The organism is Bacillus sp. 05T21, from assembly GCF_056396785.1.
The window spans coordinates 235,875-254,479 of record NZ_JBFTMD010000005.1 but is presented as its reverse complement, the minus strand read 5'-3'; the positions used below and the strand labels follow the sequence as shown (position 1 = coordinate 254,479).

The 18,605-nt window shown below is 34.6% G+C and carries 22 protein-coding genes and 1 pseudogene; 6 read left to right on the top strand and 17 right to left on the bottom strand.

Annotated features, from left to right (window positions below; all coding sequences use genetic code 11):
- Positions 1 to 18: 18 nt before the first annotated feature.
- The 3 genes from AC1DKZ_RS13530 to AC1DKZ_RS13520 form a co-directional block, all read right to left on the bottom strand.
- The gene (locus AC1DKZ_RS13530; protein WP_476996426.1) at positions 19 to 546 is read right to left on the bottom strand and encodes a hypothetical protein; all 528 of its coding nucleotides are present in this window, start codon (positions 544 to 546) and stop codon (positions 19 to 21) included.
- Positions 547 to 636: 90 nt separating this feature from the next.
- Positions 637 to 2,325 (bottom strand): formate--tetrahydrofolate ligase, encoded by a 1,689-nt coding sequence (locus AC1DKZ_RS13525; protein WP_277958626.1) that lies wholly within the window; start codon positions 2,323 to 2,325, stop codon positions 637 to 639.
- A 93-nt stretch (positions 2,326 to 2,418) separates the two neighbouring features.
- Positions 2,419 to 3,099: a class I SAM-dependent methyltransferase gene (locus AC1DKZ_RS13520; RefSeq protein ID WP_201033057.1), complete on the bottom strand. Its 681-nt coding sequence runs from the start codon at positions 3,097 to 3,099 to the stop codon at positions 2,419 to 2,421.
- Positions 3,100 to 3,458: 359 nt separating this feature from the next.
- Between AC1DKZ_RS13520 and AC1DKZ_RS13515 the strand changes: the two genes are divergently transcribed.
- Entirely contained in the window at positions 3,459 to 3,797 is a 339-nt protein-coding gene (locus AC1DKZ_RS13515) for a hypothetical protein (protein ID WP_001253195.1), read from the top strand.
- A 30-nt stretch (positions 3,798 to 3,827) separates the two neighbouring features.
- On the opposite strand, the gene AC1DKZ_RS13510 is transcribed toward AC1DKZ_RS13515, so the two are convergent.
- From AC1DKZ_RS13510 to ytfJ, 4 genes are all read right to left on the bottom strand, one after another.
- Positions 3,828 to 4,040 carry a hypothetical protein gene (locus AC1DKZ_RS13510; RefSeq protein WP_002012518.1) on the bottom strand — a complete coding sequence of 71 codons (213 nt, stop codon included), beginning with the start codon at positions 4,038 to 4,040 and terminating at the stop codon, positions 3,828 to 3,830.
- A 69-nt stretch (positions 4,041 to 4,109) separates the two neighbouring features.
- Entirely contained in the window at positions 4,110 to 4,430 is a 321-nt protein-coding gene (locus AC1DKZ_RS13505) for a hypothetical protein (protein WP_002165916.1), read from the bottom strand.
- A gap of 51 nt (positions 4,431 to 4,481) precedes the next feature.
- A complete protein-coding gene (locus AC1DKZ_RS13500; protein ID WP_002085994.1) occupies positions 4,482 to 5,258 on the bottom strand; it encodes a hypothetical protein in 777 nt (258 codons plus the stop codon).
- Positions 5,259 to 5,418: 160 nt separating this feature from the next.
- Positions 5,419 to 5,844 carry a GerW family sporulation protein gene (ytfJ, locus tag AC1DKZ_RS13495; RefSeq protein ID WP_113938551.1) on the bottom strand — a complete coding sequence of 142 codons (426 nt, stop codon included), beginning with the start codon at positions 5,842 to 5,844 and terminating at the stop codon, positions 5,419 to 5,421.
- 131 nt (positions 5,845 to 5,975) lie between these two features.
- Between ytfJ and AC1DKZ_RS13490 the strand changes: the two genes are divergently transcribed.
- On the top strand, positions 5,976 to 6,761 hold the full coding sequence (locus AC1DKZ_RS13490) for a GNAT family N-acetyltransferase (protein ID WP_431182113.1): 786 nt from the start codon (positions 5,976 to 5,978) through the stop codon (positions 6,759 to 6,761).
- A 64-nt stretch (positions 6,762 to 6,825) separates the two neighbouring features.
- Here AC1DKZ_RS13490 and AC1DKZ_RS13485 read toward each other — a convergent pair whose 3' ends face one another.
- From AC1DKZ_RS13485 to AC1DKZ_RS13455, 7 genes are all read right to left on the bottom strand, one after another.
- Positions 6,826 to 7,254 (bottom strand): GNAT family N-acetyltransferase, encoded by a 429-nt coding sequence (locus tag AC1DKZ_RS13485; protein WP_002031496.1) that lies wholly within the window; start codon positions 7,252 to 7,254, stop codon positions 6,826 to 6,828.
- Positions 7,235 to 7,624: a cupin gene (locus tag AC1DKZ_RS13480; RefSeq protein ID WP_476996425.1), complete on the bottom strand. Its 390-nt coding sequence runs from the start codon at positions 7,622 to 7,624 to the stop codon at positions 7,235 to 7,237. The genes AC1DKZ_RS13485 and AC1DKZ_RS13480 overlap by 20 nt, the downstream gene beginning before the upstream one ends.
- Before the next feature lie 12 nt (positions 7,625 to 7,636).
- On the bottom strand, positions 7,637 to 8,122 hold the full coding sequence (locus tag AC1DKZ_RS13475; RefSeq protein WP_201051972.1) for a GNAT family N-acetyltransferase: 486 nt from the start codon (positions 8,120 to 8,122) through the stop codon (positions 7,637 to 7,639).
- On the bottom strand, positions 8,119 to 8,679 hold the full coding sequence (locus tag AC1DKZ_RS13470; protein ID WP_113938546.1) for a 2'-5' RNA ligase family protein: 561 nt from the start codon (positions 8,677 to 8,679) through the stop codon (positions 8,119 to 8,121). Before AC1DKZ_RS13470 ends, AC1DKZ_RS13475 begins: the two co-directional genes overlap by 4 nt.
- A gap of 6 nt (positions 8,680 to 8,685) precedes the next feature.
- Complete coding sequence (locus tag AC1DKZ_RS13465; RefSeq protein ID WP_427280274.1) at positions 8,686 to 9,252, bottom strand: GNAT family N-acetyltransferase; 567 nt, start codon at positions 9,250 to 9,252, stop codon at positions 8,686 to 8,688.
- A gap of 231 nt (positions 9,253 to 9,483) precedes the next feature.
- Positions 9,484 to 10,611 (bottom strand): metallophosphoesterase, encoded by a 1,128-nt coding sequence (locus tag AC1DKZ_RS13460; RefSeq protein ID WP_476996424.1) that lies wholly within the window; start codon positions 10,609 to 10,611, stop codon positions 9,484 to 9,486.
- Positions 10,612 to 10,758: 147 nt separating this feature from the next.
- Entirely contained in the window at positions 10,759 to 11,181 is a 423-nt protein-coding gene (locus AC1DKZ_RS13455) for a GNAT family N-acetyltransferase (RefSeq protein ID WP_113938543.1), read from the bottom strand.
- Between the two features lie 131 nt (positions 11,182 to 11,312).
- On the opposite strand from AC1DKZ_RS13455, the gene pdxR reads away from it, so the two are divergent.
- On the top strand, positions 11,313 to 12,713 hold the full coding sequence (gene pdxR / locus AC1DKZ_RS13450; protein ID WP_476996423.1) for a MocR-like pyridoxine biosynthesis transcription factor PdxR: 1,401 nt from the start codon (positions 11,313 to 11,315) through the stop codon (positions 12,711 to 12,713).
- A 44-nt stretch (positions 12,714 to 12,757) separates the two neighbouring features.
- Here pdxR and AC1DKZ_RS13445 read toward each other — a convergent pair whose 3' ends face one another.
- Positions 12,758 to 13,615, bottom strand: a complete 858-nt coding sequence (locus AC1DKZ_RS13445) for a YitT family protein (protein WP_016120087.1) — start codon at positions 13,613 to 13,615, stop codon at positions 12,758 to 12,760.
- A gap of 169 nt (positions 13,616 to 13,784) precedes the next feature.
- On the bottom strand, positions 13,785 to 14,993 hold the full coding sequence (locus AC1DKZ_RS13440; RefSeq protein WP_476996422.1) for a macrolide family glycosyltransferase: 1,209 nt from the start codon (positions 14,991 to 14,993) through the stop codon (positions 13,785 to 13,787).
- A gap of 383 nt (positions 14,994 to 15,376) precedes the next feature.
- On the opposite strand from AC1DKZ_RS13440, the gene AC1DKZ_RS13435 reads away from it, so the two are divergent.
- From AC1DKZ_RS13435 to AC1DKZ_RS13425, 3 genes and pseudogenes are all read left to right on the top strand, one after another.
- Positions 15,377 to 16,255, top strand: a complete 879-nt coding sequence (locus AC1DKZ_RS13435; protein ID WP_476996421.1) for a phosphotransferase — start codon at positions 15,377 to 15,379, stop codon at positions 16,253 to 16,255.
- Between the two features lie 23 nt (positions 16,256 to 16,278).
- Positions 16,279 to 17,145 carry a GNAT family N-acetyltransferase gene (locus AC1DKZ_RS13430; RefSeq protein ID WP_476996420.1) on the top strand — a complete coding sequence of 289 codons (867 nt, stop codon included), beginning with the start codon at positions 16,279 to 16,281 and terminating at the stop codon, positions 17,143 to 17,145.
- Positions 17,138 to 17,272 (top strand): annotated as a pseudogene (locus AC1DKZ_RS13425) (class I SAM-dependent methyltransferase); the annotation flags it as partial. The gene AC1DKZ_RS13430 and the pseudogene AC1DKZ_RS13425, both read left to right, overlap by 8 nt.
- 31 nt (positions 17,273 to 17,303) lie before the next feature.
- Here AC1DKZ_RS13425 and alr read toward each other — a convergent pair.
- Entirely contained in the window at positions 17,304 to 18,479 is a 1,176-nt protein-coding gene (alr, locus tag AC1DKZ_RS13420) for an alanine racemase (RefSeq protein ID WP_431182193.1), read from the bottom strand.
- Positions 18,480 to 18,605 lie beyond the last annotated feature (126 nt).

Here is an 18,605-nt window from a genome sequence, read left to right as displayed (position 1 = left end):
TATTTTTCTCCTTTATCTCTATTTTTGAAGAAAATGTTGTATTGTTCGCACCGTTTCTATCATGTGTGAAATAACAGCTATTAAATCATCAACATGGTCTTCTGTAATCGATTTTTGAAATAGAACCTCTACCTTATTATGATATGAAATCGCTCGCTTATTATATTCGTATGAAATTTTTTGCGTAATCATTCGCTCTTTTCCCCATATAGAATGCAATAAAGTTTCAATTTCTTCGCATCCTATCTCTGGTTGCTCCATTTCGAACGAGAATTCCAGCTTCATTTCACAACCTGGTATAAACTGAGGTACTTCTAATATTTCACCTGATAAATTCTTTGCATCAACAGATAGTGAAAATGTCGCTTCTACCATCGTGTTAAATGTTTCTGTTAGTTGAAATGAAATACTATACATACGACTTAATGAAGCAAGGTCCATCACATCTTTTCGATCCGTTACGAGAATATCACCGTGTAAATCGAAATCATAGACAGCTCCTTCCACAATTACCTTTAAATTTTCAAAAGCAGTTGGATCAAACATAATTTCCTCCAAAAAACAGGCGCCTTTCGATGGAAAGGCGCCACTTGATGTATATATAGTTTACAGATAAACGAGATGAATTACAACCTTTTAGAATAAACCTACTGCTTTTCCATCTTCATTTACATCCATTTGTAGTGCTGCTGGTTGTTTAGGAAGGCCTGGCATTGTTAACATTGTTCCTGTTAACGCAACGATAAACCCTGCACCGATAGATGGTTTTAATTCACGAATTGTAACGATAAAGTCAGATGGGCGACCTAATTTTGTTGCATCATCTGAAAGAGAGTATTGTGTTTTCGCCATACAAATCGGTAGGTTACTCCAACCTTCTCCCTCATATTGAGCTAATTGCTTACGTGCTTTCGGAGCAAATTCAATATCTTTTGCGCCGTACACTTTTTGAGCAATTGTACGAATTTTTTCTTCTAATGGTAATTCTAATTCATAAAGTGGTGCGTAGTTGTTTTCACCTTTTTCAATTTCTTTTAACACTTTCTCAGCAAGGTCAACTCCGCCTTGGCCACCTTTCTCCCAAACTTCTGTTAAGGATACTGCATAGCCACGCTCATTGCACCATTCTTGTAAGTATGCAACTTCTGCATCTGTATCAGTAATGAATTTGTTAATGGCAATTACGAAAGGAACACCGAAGCTTTGAATTGTTTCAACATGCTTTTGTAAGTTCTCCATACCTTTTGCTAACGCATCTACATTTTCTTCTTTTAATTGATCTCTCGCCACACCACCGTGCATTTTAAGCGCACGAATAGTCGCAACAATAACTACCGCTTCTGGTTTAATACCAGCTGCACGTGCTTTAATATCTAAAAACTTCTCGGCACCTAAATCTGCACCGAATCCAGCTTCTGTAATAACATAATCACCTAATTTTGCTGCCATTGTCGTAGCGATAACACTGTTACAACCGTGAGCGATATTCGCAAATGGTCCGCCATGAATGATAGCTGGTGTATTTTCTAATGTTTGTACTAAGTTCGGTTTTAATGCATCTTTTAATAGAAGTGTTAACGCTCCTTCTACTCCTAAATCTTTAACTGTTACAGGTTGATTTGAAAAATTATAAGCGACAACAATGCGAGATAGACGAGCTTTTAAATCTTGAATATCTGTTGCAAGGCAGAATACGGCCATAATTTCAGATGCTACTGTAATATCAAAACCGTCTTCACGCGGTACGCCTTGAACCGGTCCACCAAGGCCAATTACTACATTACGAAGGGCACGATCATTTAAGTCAACACAGCGTTTCCAAACGATTTTACGCGTATCAATTCCAAGTGTGTTTCCTTGTTGGATATGATTATCAATGAACGCCGCTAATGCGTTATTGGCAGTTGTAATCGCATGAATATCTCCAGTAAAGTGAAGGTTAATATCTTCCATTGGTACTACTTGAGAATAACCGCCACCTGCTGCTCCGCCTTTTAATCCCATTGTTGGTCCAAGAGATGGTTCGCGAAGTGCAATTACTGTTTTCTTACCAATTTTATTAAAAGCTTGACCTAAACCAACTGTTACTGTTGATTTACCTTCTCCTGCTGGAGTTGGGTTAATTGCTGTTACTAAAACAACTTTACCGTCTTTCTCATCTTGTAAACGCTTAAAAATATCAAGAGATAACTTGCCTTTATAGTGTCCGTATGGCTCTAGTTCTTCTTCTAAAATATTTAAATCAGCTGCAATTTCTTGAATCTTCTTCATACTTGCTTCTTGTGCGATTTCAATATCAGATTTAACTGTTGTAGTAGTTGTCATGTACCCTAGTCCCCCTTTAATTGATTCTGATGATATTGTATCAGTTTTTTGTATTTTCTGCACTTATTTACCTCCTAAAACCCTTCAATTTTGTCATACGTTTTTTAACATAAATACCCATAAAAATGTTAACGCTTGTTGTAACTCTGTAGGTAGCTGACCTAACATCTTCTCATTTACTCCGCGCTTATATACGCCGGTACCATCTACAACTTCAAATCCTTGTTCTTTTGCTAACTGTTCAAATTCCCAAGGCATCATCGTATTGCAAACAACGTCTTTGCCATATAGGCGCGGATAACTGTTCTCTCTCGGTTTTGCTGTCGGTCCTAAAATTGCAATACATGCGTATCCATCTTTCTTTAAAACACGCTTTATTTCATTTAATGCTCGCAACGGCTCCTCGGTCCATTCTAAAGAATTAATTGCCATAATTGCTTCAAATTTCTCATTTTCAAATGGTAATGAAGAAAGATCACCTTTTATAAAAGATAAGTTTGGGCCTTCTCCGCGCTCCTTACCCTTTTGAATCATAACTTCCGATAAGTCCACCCCAACCGCTTTGTACCCAGTAAGACTTAATTTATATGTACCATACCCATCACCACAGCCAACATCTAACACTTGTACTTCCTTTTCCACGTACTGCTCAAAAAATGGAATGATTGTACTCCTGCTCCCGCTATCCCACATTTCTTGACTATTTTGATTCCAAAACTCTGCATTGTTATCCCATTTTTTCTCTGCCGATTCATGCCAATTAAACTTCGCCATACATTCCCCTACCTTCACGTATTATCATTCATTTCATTCTACATCATGTTCCAAAATCCCTGTTTATCTTCATAAGGAGATAAAGTGAAACTTTAATCAGTGGGGGTGTTTGTTCGTCCGCCACTGATTATTATTTGAACCAATCGGGCTTTTACGGGCAGCCCGACTCCCATCTAACTTCTTTGCTCCAGCCAAATTTTGAGGTGGGGGTCTTACTGCACGGCAAATAGCGGGATAAACAGGATAACAACGGAATCTATTTTCTCCAATTTTTGCTTTACTTGGGTTTAACTCATACTCATGTTCTGCTTCTTATGAAAGATACTATAGATACACCCAATTGAAAGAGAGGGATGTACATGCGAAGAAAGAGAAATCATCATTTTAAAAGTGGTGAAAAAAACGAAGAGTATGCAGCTGAAATATCTCCAGCTGGTATTCCGATTAGACATGAGCGCAAAGAAATTGCAAATGAAATAGAAGGTACAAACACCGGTGCAATGATAGGCTATGTCGCATTATTTCTTTCGTTATTCTCCATTGCTTTTTATCCTGTTACACTCGGCTCCCTTGCTATTTTAGTTGGCTTATTAGCTGTCAATTTTGGAGCGAGAACACTTGGATATACCGCAATTGGTTTTGGAAGTTTTTCTGTTCTATTCACTTTACTATATCCGCTTGCTTTATCAGCGTTTTAAAAAAAACACACCAAGTTATACTTGGTGTGTTCATTCATGATACAACATGATATGACCGCATCCACAGCAATGCTTCGCTGTAATTTCCTGAAAAACCGGATAATTTTCTTCATCTCTATGCTCAATAAACACCTTTTCAAATCGGTACATGTTTGGCGCATATGCCCAATCTTGTTTCGTACGTGCATATAATGTTGAAGAAAAAAACTCCTCACCACCACAAACGATACATCCCTTCTTCATCAATACCCCTCCTATGCTTGTCTTACTTCATCTATATGAACATAAGCATAAAAAAAAGACCTTCTATTACTAGAAAGTCTTCTCTGAAACAAAAAGAAATGTACCGAATATACCTACTCCGCTATATTCTTTCATAACACCAGCTTCTGTTTTATACGTTTGCTTTACAGTCATAAAGAAAACACCATTTCGTGCATCAATACTTTCAAACTGCAATTTCTCTTTTTTTTCATCTACATTTTGCGTGCATTCAAAGCTACTCTCGTCACATTTTAATGCATACTTATCCTCTAAATACAATTTAAAATCTGATTCTTTCGGACAAGTTATAAGTAATATTGCCACGAGAATAATACTTACAATACCCACAATTGTATAATATTTCTTCATTTGTTCTCCTTTCAAAAGACAAGAAAACTTGACTTCATGCGCCAAGTTTTCTTAGTCTACAACCCATTGCCACTCTTGTTCTTTCTTATCAAAAATGAGCCAACCCGTTTCTGTTGCTTCCGCTTTCAATTCATCGATATTATCTAGTACCTCATCCGTACTTTCGAATGATCCTACTACATATACCGGAATTTCAAGACCTCTTCTCGACTCAATTTTCCCCGCTAAATCAATGTATAAACCATCTTCCATTAACGGCATAAGCCCAAGGATAACTTCCTTTGAAATTGCTGGGAAAATTTTTGATTTTTGGAAGAAAGTAAAACGTTTCTTTCCAAACGAACCGAGTTTATATGGAATCACTTTACTCAGCATTCCTACAAAATCACCGATTCTACGGTAATACACTTTGTTGTACCAACCGTCATCATGTGAAAAATAAACGAATCTATTCTTCAACAATGGGAAGAACGTTCTTCCAAGTGGTTCTTTTTTGTGAGCCAAATATAATAATTCTGCAATTTCTTTTGGCTCTAACTCATCTAAATCGCTTGCATCATCGAAATCTACCCAACAAAATTCATCAAATTCATCAATCTCTGCTTGAATGAGTTTATGTATGTTTTCTTCCTCAACATATTCAAATAAAGTATGATAATGAAAATCTGTCCACTCAAAATTATGCTTTAAAAGCAATACTTGATGAAGCGGTGAAGGGATGTTACTTGCAAACTCTTTAAACGTAATTCCAGATGTAATAAAACAATGACCCCGACGATTACCATTAATATATATCATATTGTTTACTTGGTCAGATCCTCCAGACAAAGCACCTAGCCACCTTCGTTTTATATGTTTCAATTCTATAGCATATTTTAACATGAAAAATTTTAGAAACATAGAAAAAACTTCAAAAACTATTTACAATTTCATGTGTTTTATTACATACTGATTACAAGAAAAAACGCCTGCTTATGAGCAGGCGTTTTTAAAGGATATCATCTGGGTTTTGAGGGTGATTATTTCCCTCTTTCTTTTCTTCTTTTTGGAACATCGATTGAATTTTATCAATTGTTTGCGGAGCTAATTCAATTATTTTTTCTGCTAAATGTGTCGCATTTTGTAGATGAAGAATATTTATCCCGTCTTTATTCACGACTAGAAATGCTACTGGTGTAATAGAAACACCACCCGCGCTACCGCCACCAAATGCAGGGTTACCGTTCGCTCTTTGTCCATCATTCGTCTGGAAGTCAGATCCTCCTGCTCCAAAACCGAACGCTACTTTAGAAACCGTTAACACTACACCACCGTCAGCCGTTTGAACAGGCTCCCCAACAATCGTATTTACATCGACCATTTCCTTCAAATTTTCCATTGCTGCTCTCATTAATCCTTGAATTGGATGATCCACCGTTCATAACCTCCTTTGTCATATCTTTCCTAGTTTTTCCGAAAGTTGGTGAACTAAACATAAAATTTTATATTGATTTCAAAAAACTTAAGTTGTAATATTTAGAAAAATAAAAAAGAGGTCGATTCGTTATGATGAGAAAATTAACAAAGAAAGATCATAAACAAGTATTTTCTTTTCTAAAAGAAGAAGCAGCCCTTAACTTATTTATTATTGGGGATTTAGAAGCTTTCGGTTATGAAACAGACTTTCAAGAATTATGGGGCGTATTTAAAGAGAATGGAACATTAAAATCCATTTTACTTCGCTTTCACGATACATTTATACCGTATAGTAAAGAAGAGTTTGTGGTTACTGACTATGAGGCACTTCTTTCCGCATATAAGCCGCTTAAACTCTCTGGCAAGTCAACTATTGTAGAAAGATTTGAAACTGCTCCAAGTGTACAACTAGGCGCCAAAAATGAAATGTATTTTTGCGAATGTCTAAATGACAGCAACTTACCTAGCACACCAATTCATGAAACAATTAAACTTGCCTCACTCGATGATATAGAACGAATTATGAAATTACGAAGTGACATCGCTGAATTCCCGGCTGCTAATGAATCAGAAAAAATGTTAAGGCAAGCTATCGAAACAAATACAGGACGTACATATTATATTGAAAAAGACGTCGCAATCATCGCATCCTCCTCAACTTCCGCTGAAAATTCATTATCCGCTATGGTAGTTGGTGTATGTACACACCCGAATTACCGCGGAAATGGATATGCTTCACTCATATTACAAAAAATGATTCAAGACTTTACGAAAGAAGGCCGAACGCTTTGCTTATTTTATAACAATCCAGCTGCTGGACGAATTTATAAACGTTTAGGGTTTAAAGATATTGGAATGTGGACGATGTATCGTTAAAAAGCCGATTTATTCATCGGCTTCTTTTATTTTATATTTTGCTATTCCAGCTTGAAATATTTTCTCACTTCAAAGTCATAATTACTTGTCTTTCAATGAACCCAAATTCTTCGTACATCTCTTTTGCAAAATTTCCAGCAAATACGTTCAAACGAATTTCGGAATACTTCTCCTTCAATTCCTTAATGCCAGCCTCCATCAATTCTCGCGATAATCCTCTCCCGCGATATTCTGAAAACACATACAGCTCATATATAAATCCAAGTTTTTCACGAGAAAAATAGTCTGTATTTTCCCCTATTAATATCCATCCCATTACTTTATTTTCTTCTTTAATGACTAAATAATATGCCCCTTTTTCTATTATTGGCTTTGTAATTTCAATCGCTTTTTCTTTACTTAACTGACAATTCCCTCTCGTTCCTTCGAAAAGTGATTGAGCTGCATAATGTAATATTTTTTCCGTTTCTTTCTCATTCGCTTTTGTAATCATTCCTTTCTCCCTCCTGCCCTCTAATCATCATTGAAATACCATTTTCAAGACCGTCTGACTCAATTACAATTGCCATCAATCCTTTTTCCGTACTTGTTTCATGTAACTCACCCTTCTCCCAAAACACAGCTTGTCCAGCTTCTATCTTCACTTTTTCTTTATTTGCCCCGCATACATATCCTTCACCATCCACAATAAGAAGCAGCTGCGACACAACTGCTTCATGATATCCGATGATTCCATTCTCTTGTAAATGCATAGCGCCGATATGTATATTCCCTTGATGGTTTAACATTTTCGACATTATGAAATTAGATTGAAATACTGATATGTGCTTTCCCATTTTTTCGCTAAAGTCAAATATTTTCATTCCTGCTCCTCCCTATATGTATAAAACCATCCTTATTGTCTGCATCAAATGTCCTTCAAAATCTTCTTCAAATTGCTCTAATTCGGCAAAACCCTTCGCTTCATAAAAGCGCTTTCCTTTTTCGTTTGCTGCTTCTACATGAATGTACATTTTTCGAATTCCGTTTAATGCTGAAATTCCTTTTTGTAATAAAGCACTTCCTATCCCTTTTCCTTGCTGATCTGGTAACAAATAAATCGCACCTAATTCTGCTTCATTTTGCAGTCTAACAGGTGAAAAATTCGCAAATCCAATTACTTCTCCCTCTTCTTCTGCAACGAATAAATGTGTATTTTTAAGACGATATTTCATTTTTTCATCAGAATATGCTTCCTCTAAAAAACTATCTTGAATCTCTCTCGGAATAATTCCTTCGTAAGTATCATGCCAAGCTATTTTTGCTACGTTTTGTACAGCATGAATATCTTCTTGCTTCATTTCTCTAATTACATATGTCATCTCGATGTCTCCATTCTCATTAAATTATATTCTGCTAATATACTAGAAGAAATGGCAAAACCATTTTCATAATTTACCTTAATTAATTTTAACTTCTCAATCGAAGCTATTGTAACATCAAATTTTCCATATATATATTCCATTACACTTAAAAATTGATTTGAATTTAACCCATTAGAAATCGTGCAATGCGGAACCCATTTTCCTGGCACGTAATATGAATTCGAATTATCATGAAAAGTTTTGAAATAATCATGATAAGAATGATGAAGTCTTAATAATTCATCGGTAATGGTCGGTGCTAGAAAGATAGTTCCGTTAGTAGGAAAAGTTCCAACAGAAGGAAAAGTTACAGTGGAGATGTTCTCTTGAAAAGCTACAAACTCCTCTAATCTCTTCGTATATAAATTAACATCTAACTCCTTATAATCAGCCAATGTTATATGTGGTTCTACTCCGGCTAGTTCATTTGTTTCAATTATATTCGTTAATTCATTTTGCAATTCTCTAACTTTATTAGTAAACACACAATCAAATGTAGCAATGATAGCGTACATGCTTCCTCACCCCTTTGTTACACGTAGCGCTTCCCATTCTTCACGAATCATTCCCATTCGAATAGAATCATAGTATGTCCCGTTATAATATCGGCATTTTCGCATTCTTCCTTCTAAGCTCATTCCTATTTTCTCTGCTACTTTCATCATTCTTTCATTGCCAGACCAAGTTGTAAGCCCTACTCTACCAATCTCCATATTTTCAAATAGTAAGTCCCTATATAATGTTAATGCTTCTGTACCATATCCACCATTCCAGTATGCTGGGTCATAAATTACGATTCCCATTTCTAACCAACGCGTCGGTTTATGCTCCCAATAAAATCCGACTGTCCCTATAATTTGGCCGTTATTTTCTATAATTAAATTTGACAGTGGTTCTTCTTTTAAACGAGCTTGCATCTTCTCTTTATAAGATGGGTATTCTTGCATTGAGAAAGGGAAATATGGCGCATCCCATTTCTTCCATTCTGGATTCTCTTCTTTAAATACGAGATTCCATAATGTTTTTATATCTGATTCTTCTATTGTACGAATTGTAACTTTGTTCCCCTTTAATATAACGTTTTGCATAATTTCCTCCTACATTCCTCTTTATTTCATATACAATTATAATATTTTTTCAGAAAAATCAAAACAAAACTCTACTCTATATTGTATAATTTTGTTATAAAATACGAATTATTTATGTAAATTAGCCAATTTTTTCGAGTTTAATCTAGAAACGGAACTTCGGAAAAAATTAGATGAAGTACGAACTCGTAGCATAGTTAATAAAAAATAGGAGGTTATACCCCTCCTATTTTAGCTAAATATTGTATTCCCCTTCTTTTCTACCTCAAGTAGAATTCCTTTCTCAATCCAGCCTTCTACACCATCTTTTTTAATTAAATCATATCCCATGCAGCTATCATCAATTAAAGAAACTGTATCCCCTTTTCTAATACTGATTTGCGCACAAGAAATATCCGTTTTCACTGTATACTCACCTGATTCAAGTTGCTTTATATACTCGTTTTTCACATGAAGTAATTCATTTGTTCCTAGTTGTTTACATACGGTAAAACCTTTCATTCTCTCCACAGGCTTTATGTAATAATGCGGATATGTAACCCCGCCCTGCATTACTGAATTCGCATTAAAATCTGTCAATACCTCATACTGTGGAAAATGATCTACATATGTATAAGAAAACGTATCACCTAAAGTTGTCCTCTGTATAATAAATGCGTTTAATTGCCCTGCTTCTTTAATCGCATTACCACCATCAATCGCAATAATTTTTTTCTCCTTATCAATAACTGGATTGTTAGACGGCGCCTCTTCGGAATAGTTCACAACAGGCCAATGTCCAACAATTACGTACTTATCCGCTCTATGTGACTTATTAAAAAACTCTGGCATTGCAATTGCATTTTTCCTGTCTGTTTGTCTCCAATTCTCTCTATCTTCAAGACCAGCATGTACAAAGATATAATCTTCTGTTTCAATCGCTGTCGGCAATTCTGTTAGCCACTTTATTTCTTTTGAAAAATGGCTCATCAATATGTTTTTCACTTCACGAATATCACTTTCTTCATTAACTGTAATGTTCAATTTCCCTAGCCATTCATTAAAAATTGTATTTTTTCGCGTACATAAATAATTTATTAGCGCAGGATTTTCATTTACAAGCGCTTCAACTACAACTTCACAATTCCCTTCAACTACATAAACATTTGGCTTGCTAACTACTAAATCCATGACGTAGTTTACTACGCCGATGCTATCGTTCCCCTTCTCACAAAGGTCGCCATTTATAATTAAATAATCATCATCTTTAAAATTAACTTTATGTAGTAGTTCCTTAAAAAGATCTAATTCTCCATGAATATCAGAAATAATGATGACTCTTACATCATTTGGTATAGATAATTTCTTTATTTTTTCCAAGTATAAACGCTCCTAACATTCTCTAAATACAATATCGCCTTGTTAATTTCTAATATTCGACAAATTATATTACTAGACCTGTTCCTAGCTCAAATCTGTAAAAGAAAATAGGTTCCATATATTTTTACACACGGAACCTACTTAACATTATAACTCTTTATAAAAAGAATAACTTACCTTATCATAGCCTTCTCTTTCATAAAAACGATGGGCATCAACTCTTGGAAACGCTGATGTAAGAACGATAGAACTGCACCCTTTTTCTCTCCCCCATTTTTCTACATATGACAGAAGAACTTTACCATATCCTTTCGATCTGTGAGCTTCCGCAGTTACAAGGTCATATACGAAAACATGTTTCTCATTATAAAAGTTCGTACAAATTGCTACACCAGCAAGACAAACAACTTCATCATCTTCATTCTGTAACGAAAGTAGTTTATAATTTTCTTCTTTCATTTTTTGAAATAAAGAACTTGCTTCTTCTCTTGAAATTTTTGTTCGTAATTGCTGTAATACAGGGAATACATCATGTAAATCAGCTTCTGTTACTACTTCTCTAATATTCATTATAATTCTCCCCTTACTATTTATTAAATTTTCTAAATGTTATATCATCATTATAAAAAGTAACTGCCCTTAACTTAAGTGACAGTTCGATTATTTTTTATATGGCCAGTTTTTAAAGGAGAATTCTTAAAATGGATCTTACTATCCCATTACAATTAGAAAGTAAAACACCAATTTACTTACAAATTTACGAATATATGAAACGAGAAATTTCTCAGGGATTACTACCTGCCGGTACACGCCTTCCTTCTCATAGAAATTTAGCGATACAACTTAATGTTAGTCGTATTACTGTTGAATCTGCTTATCAACAATTACTAGCTGAAGGTTATGTAGAAAGTAAACCGAAACGCGGGATTTTTGTTGCGGAAGTTGATATTGATGTCATTCAAAATAAACAACACGTTGCGTCAAACAGCGCTAACAATATTAAAAATGAACAATATGACTATGATTGTAGCCAAGGCCTTATTGATCAAAAAGCTTTTCCAATTACAAACTGGAAAAGAGCATTACAAGAAACTTTATTCCAGTATGAAAATGAATTATTTGCTAAAGAAGATCCTCAAGGTGAGTTCGTTCTACGAGAGCATATTTCAAAATATTTATACCATGCACGCGGGGTACATTCTTCACCTGATCAAATTATTATCGGAGCCGGTACGCAGCCTCTTCTTTGGCTACTACTTCAACTGCTTGGTTCAAAAAAGGAATACGGAATCGAAAACCCTGGATTTCACCGTATAACTGCCATGATTCAAAGTTCTGGTCTTCCTGTTCACCCTATTTCATTAGACGATAAAGGGATTCGTATTTCAACTTTACTTGAATCACGTTCCAATGTAGCATACGTCACTCCATCACACCAATTTCCTCTTGGAATGATTATGCCATTATCTAGAAGGCTCGAATTATTAAAATGGGCCAATGATTGCGGAGGATATATTATTGAAGATGATTATGACGGAGAATTTCGTTATGTAGGAAAACCTATTCCCTCTTTACAAGGACTAGATTCAAATGAACGCGTTATTTATATGGGAACTTTCTCGAAATCCTTCTTACCTTCTTTACGAATGGGGTATATCGTTTTACCAACTCACCTATTAAAAATCTATACAGAGCTGGAAGGTAAGTTTAAACAAACTGTTTCCACAATACAGCAACTCGCTTTTGCAACCTTTATTCACAATGGTGATTGGGAGCGCCATTTGAACCGTAGTCGTACGTTATATAAAAGAAAGCACACATTACTAGTTAAATCTATCAAAAATGAAATGGGATCTCGTGTTCAAATACTTGGCGAACAGTCTGGACTGCATATCGTACTTCATGTTCATAATGGTATGAACGAACAAGAACTGATTCATACTGCTGCAAAACAACAAATCAAATTATACCCACTCTCTACATATGATTCTGTACATAATTTAAGCGAGGCGTCATATGTACTACTCGGTTTCGGCAGCATTCCCGAAGATAGTATCGAAATTGTAGTCAAATTACTAAAGGAAGCCTGGTTCCCTAAGTAAAATAACTCCACATAAGTTATACTTATGTGGAGTTATTTTACACACTATTTTTCTGATACGTCTCCTGATCGAGCAGTCCTTCCTGGACGCTTAACACCAGTTGTTTCTGTTGAATAGGAAGCTTCAATTATAGCGGTTGGATCTACAGAGAGAACGAGATCTTTCATTTTTGGATAAATGAAACGGTTTGTAATACAATAAATGATTTTCTTGTGCTCTCCTAAAAAACCACCTTCTCCATGTAGATACGTAACGGATAATTGCAATTCTTTCATAAGCAAATCGCCTATTTCTTTATTTTTCCCAGAAATAATCATAACGCTCTTTCCTTGATTAATACCATCTAATATGAAATCAATCATTTTCGTAACAATATAGAAAATAGCTAATGAGAACATCGCTTGCTCAATTGAAAATAAAATAGCAACAAATACAAAAATAACCGCATTTACAGCAAGTAAAAATGTGCTAATTGGTACTTTAAAATGCTTGTTCATCCAAACAGCTAGCATTTCTGACCCATCAATTGCTCCACCCATTTTTACAACAATCCCAACACCAACACCAAATAGAACTCCTCCATAAAGTACAATTAATAATTCTGAAGTCGTAATTGCTGGAAATGGTTTTAAATAAATCAATCCGAGTGTTGTAACAACATTTGCATAAGACGTACGGATAAAGAACTTCTTACCCATTACTTTTGCAGTAAATAACAAAATAGGAATATTAAGTCCTAAAAACACTCCGTAAAGCGGTAATCCAGCAACTTTATTTGCCATAATAGCAATGGCCGTTACCCCACCATCTACTAATCCATTAGGTGCTAAAATAAGCTCTAATGAACCCGCTACAATAATCGATCCAATTGTTAATAATACGTATTCAAATACTCTTTTCATTCATTACCCCCAAAACATATATATTTTCTTAGTATTATTTTAACGTAATTTTACTACTAATTCAAAGATATCAGTTTATATACACAAAAGTTTCACCTTTATAGTGATTTTTTATGTAATTTATTTATAAAAACACACTTACGTATTTCAGTAAGTGTGCTCCAAACATTTATTTAAGTTTTAAGTATGAATTCATTTTCATTTTAAATATTTCATCAACTGCCCTATTATACCCACCAGCATTTCGAAGTGACTCTCCAACTTTACGACTATTTTCCTTAAACGTTACATCATACATTACTTTCTTTACAGTCTCACGTAACAATTCAGAAGTTAATTCTTTACGATTAAGCCTTATTCCAGCTCCTACTTCACTCACTCGTTTCGCAACTAAAGGCTGATCTCCTGTTACCGGAATTACAACTAACGGGACACCGTAATATAGTGCTTCACTCGAACTATTCATACCACCGTGTGTCACGAATACATCAGCGTACTGTAATACTTCTAATTGCGGCACATAATTATACAACTTAAAGTTATTCGGAATGTTTTCAAATTGACTTATATTTATCTTCTTACCAACAACTAATACGACTGTCGCTTCTACATCTTTAAACGCTTCAAAACATTTTTCATATAACTCAGGTTGTTCATTAAAAACTGTTCCCATAGAAATGAAAATCAATTGTTTATCTTTTAAATCTTCCATAGGAAAGCTATCTACTTCTTTTCGAGTAGCAATTGATGGACCAACAAACTTATACGATTCATCGAATACATCTGAACGCGGCTGATATTCCTTTGAAGTATATACAATAGTAATATCACCAGGATGATTCATAATATCATACATATTAATACATTTCATTCCATACTGCCTATTCCATTTTTCCATTCCCGCTAAACAAGATTGATATAATGGATTAGTTTCATCTACTTGTCTCGATTCTTGTTCATCATTAAAAGTAATGTACTGATTAAAAGCAAACGTTGTACAAGAAGAAACGCTAGGTAATTTTAAAACATTCGCTATAATACGTCCTACTGGAAAATGATTATCGTATATCAAGTAATCGTACTTTTCCCCTTTTGTTTCTTCTACAATTTGAGTAACAATACGCTCTGATGCTTCAATCATATGAGATAGCATCGTCAAAGGACTCCCACCTTCATTTACTCGTTCCATAATATTAATTTGAGAGAGGAAATTCTCAAACACTCGGCATTCTGCACCTGTTGCTTCAATCTTCTTTCTATAATCTTCAATACAATACGAAACAACTGTTTCCCCTCGCCGAATTAACTCACTTACAATAGCTAAAGTCGGATTTATATGACCTTCTCCAGGGAAATTTATTACGAGTACATTTGCCATAATATTCTCTCCTATCTAATATAATTAATAGTTAATCATATTAATTAATTTAAAACTATTAAGTAATCTATTCTACTTCTTCATATTTTTCTCTTCATTTTATTATTGAGAAATATTTTTCATAACCTACATTATAACTCTTATAAAAGTAGGCTTAACCTTTCATTTATTGAAAAATACGGGATTTATATTCAGGCATTTTTACAGATTTATCGTCAGAAACATTATTTTGATAATTCATACAAAACTAGAAAAATATAATTTTCACACTGATTTCTCACCATAAATTTATTTAAGTTCTATGTTGTCCCCATCATTATCCACTTGGTACATATTCTGTTATATAATGAATTTATAGAATTTACAGAATAAGGGGACCTTTCATGCTACAACAACTATTCACTTCACCTATTTTATCTGTTCAAACTTTACACCCAGGCTATGTAGACCATGCAAGCGACGTGTTTCTTGTTAAAACAGAAGCTGAAGAAGTTATTGTTCGTTCCTCAAAAATGACTGAAGAGCCCAACAATGATTTTTGGTGGGGATGTAAAAATCTTTTTGGAATTGATCCAAGGCATGTACATCATTTAGAAACAATACACGCATTATTGAAAAAGCATACTACCTTACCCATCCCGACTATTTTGCAAAAACATGTTTTAAATGAGCGAGAGTATGTAATCGTCGGAAAACTAACCGGAAATACGCTGCAATCATTTATCGGACAACCTGATTCTATTTTATTCAGCCTTGGAAAAGGACTAGCAGAAATTCATTCGTTTCAAGCAGAGTTTATAGGAAACCCATCAAATACTTTCCACATTCCACTAGAAGAATTTAAGTCTCACATATTAAAAGTCAGTAAAGATCTTGTAAATAAGTTCTATTCCGATAACGCGAGCATCCAAAACGCATTCCATACTTTTGAGTCACAGCTCTCTTCCTTGCCGTCACCGAAGGAATCTACACTTGTTTTAATTGATATGGATCCTACTCAGTTTTTATCAGATGGTCAATCTATTACTGGTTTAGTAGATACAGAAGCTTATGCGGTTGCTCCTCGAGAGTTTGATTTTATTGGATTAGAATATGTATTTACAGAAAAAGAGGCTCATGCTTTTAAACAAGGTTACGAAACCATTATGCCCATTCCTCGTCTTGAAGAATGTAGACATCCCTATCGATATTTGTACCGGTTATTATCTGTTCAGGGCAGTGTGGAGTTAGACAAGTGGCTAAGTCATCCATCCTATTTTTAAATACGAATGAGAGGGATTATGAAATGAATATTGAACAAAAGAAATCTTTAACAGAAAACGAAATTCAGCAAATGAAAGATTTATCTCATATTTGCGGACAACACGATCAAATTGATTACTCGTCAGATTTACATATAAACTTTTTAACTGCCCGTAATATAGAAGTGGTAAATGATTTTCTATTTTATGATGATACTCAATTAATCGGTGCATTAAGTATGTATGACTTTGAGAGACCAACAAAACTGGAGTTAATAGGGTTTGTTCATCCGAACTATAGGAAACAACATATAGGCACTACTCTTTTACAAACAGCAATGAAAGAAATACAAAAAAGAGAGGCAGATGAAGCCCTTCTTATAATTAATGGTGACTCTATTTCAGGGAAATCATTTGCAAAACAAATGAACTTTCCTTATTTATACAGTGAATACGGTATGAAGTTCAAAACAAACGAAGCACAAAAAACATTGAAAAATAATATTAATCTTACCGTTGCATCTTCTGAATTACTTCCTGATCTTATAGAAATCGCTAGTGAAGCTTTTGGAGATTCGGCAGCAAATACATCCACATGGTTACAAAAGATGATGAATTCATCTTCCCATCAAGTTTACAGTGCTCTTATCGATGAAAAAGTGATAGGAACGATTACAGTTACTGAGCAAGAGCAATCTACTACACTATCAGGATTCGCCGTTCATCCTTCTTATCAAGGTAAAGGATATGGTAAAGATATTCTTAGTTATATGGTACATACACTTATTACAGAAGGAGTTTCAACAATTGAACTAGACGTCGAAACGAAAAATAACAATGCTTTAAAACTATATACACAATGTGGTTTTGAAATTATGACAAAGTATGATTATTATAGATTGTTGGAATAGGAGTGACTTTTCTATCGAGGAAGCATGTTATTTTAGAGACGAAATTATTACCTCTTTAAAATCTGTAGGATGTAACAATATACAACTACACGGTATAAATAGAACATTTTTCATTTGTCAAAAATAAAAAAACTGAATCATATCGATTCAGTTTTTTCTTATTTTTTTCTTAATATATTTACAACCGCAGTCGTTTCATCATTTTTTTTATAAACACGTGGAATTCTTCTATCCAACATGCATGTAACTTCATAATTAATTGTACCTAACATATCTGCTATTTCTTCCACCGCAATCTCTTCTTCACCTTGTTTGCCGTAGAATACAACTTCGTCTCCTACTTGTACTGGCATTGCATTTGTAACATCTAGCATAAGCTGATCCATACAAACACGGCCAATTACAGGTACTCGTACTCCGTTTATTAGTGCATGCCCTTTATTAGATAGCTGACGATTATAACCATCAGCATAACCAATCGGTACAGTTGCAATCCATTCTTCGCCCGTTGTTACATAAGTATTCCCATAGCTAACACCACGATTTTTCTTCGCATGTTTAACATGAGCTACTTTTGATTTTAAAGACAACGCTGGCTGTAAGGAAGCAACTGTATGATCCACTTCTCTTGAAGGATACATACCGTAAATTCCAATACCGACACGAACCATATTTTGAAATGTGTTACTAAGTTCCATTGATCCTGCACTGTTTGAACTATGAATATATGGAAAATGAATTCCTAATTCTTCCGCTGTATTTACAGCTTTCTCAAACAAACTTGTTTGTATATTTGTATAAGTTTTATCTATTTCATCAGCGGTAGAGTAATGTGTAAACATCCCTACTACTTCTACATATCGCATACGTTTTAACTCTTCAAAAAACGGTTTAACTTCTTCTTCCTGTAAACCAATACGGCTCATTCCTGTATCAATTTTCACATGAATTCGCACTTTCTTTTGAAGATGGTTTGCAACTTCATCTATACCTTGTAAATCTTCTACTCTATAAACAGTCATCATAACGTCATATTGAATTACATCTTCTACAGCTGCTACTGGTGTATATCCTAAAATTAAAATAGGTACAGTGATTCCAGCTTCTCTTAATTCAATTGCTTCATCTACAAATGCAACTGCAAGTTGGTTTATTCCTGCTTCAATAGCCGATTTCGCAACTTCAACTGCCCCATGACCATACCCATTCGCTTTTACAGCAGCCATCATTGCAATATTTTCATCATTCACACGTTTTTTAAATTCTTTTACATTATGTTTTACCGCATTTAAGTCAACTTCAACAATTGTATCTCTTCCATATTTCAAGCTCATTGGTCTAACTCCTAACTCAATAATTACATTCCATTCTATTTCACGTTTCATATGACCTTTTACAATATAATACTTTTCACTATGCTAGTCAAACTACTAGAATTTTCGGAATTTTGAGTATGATAT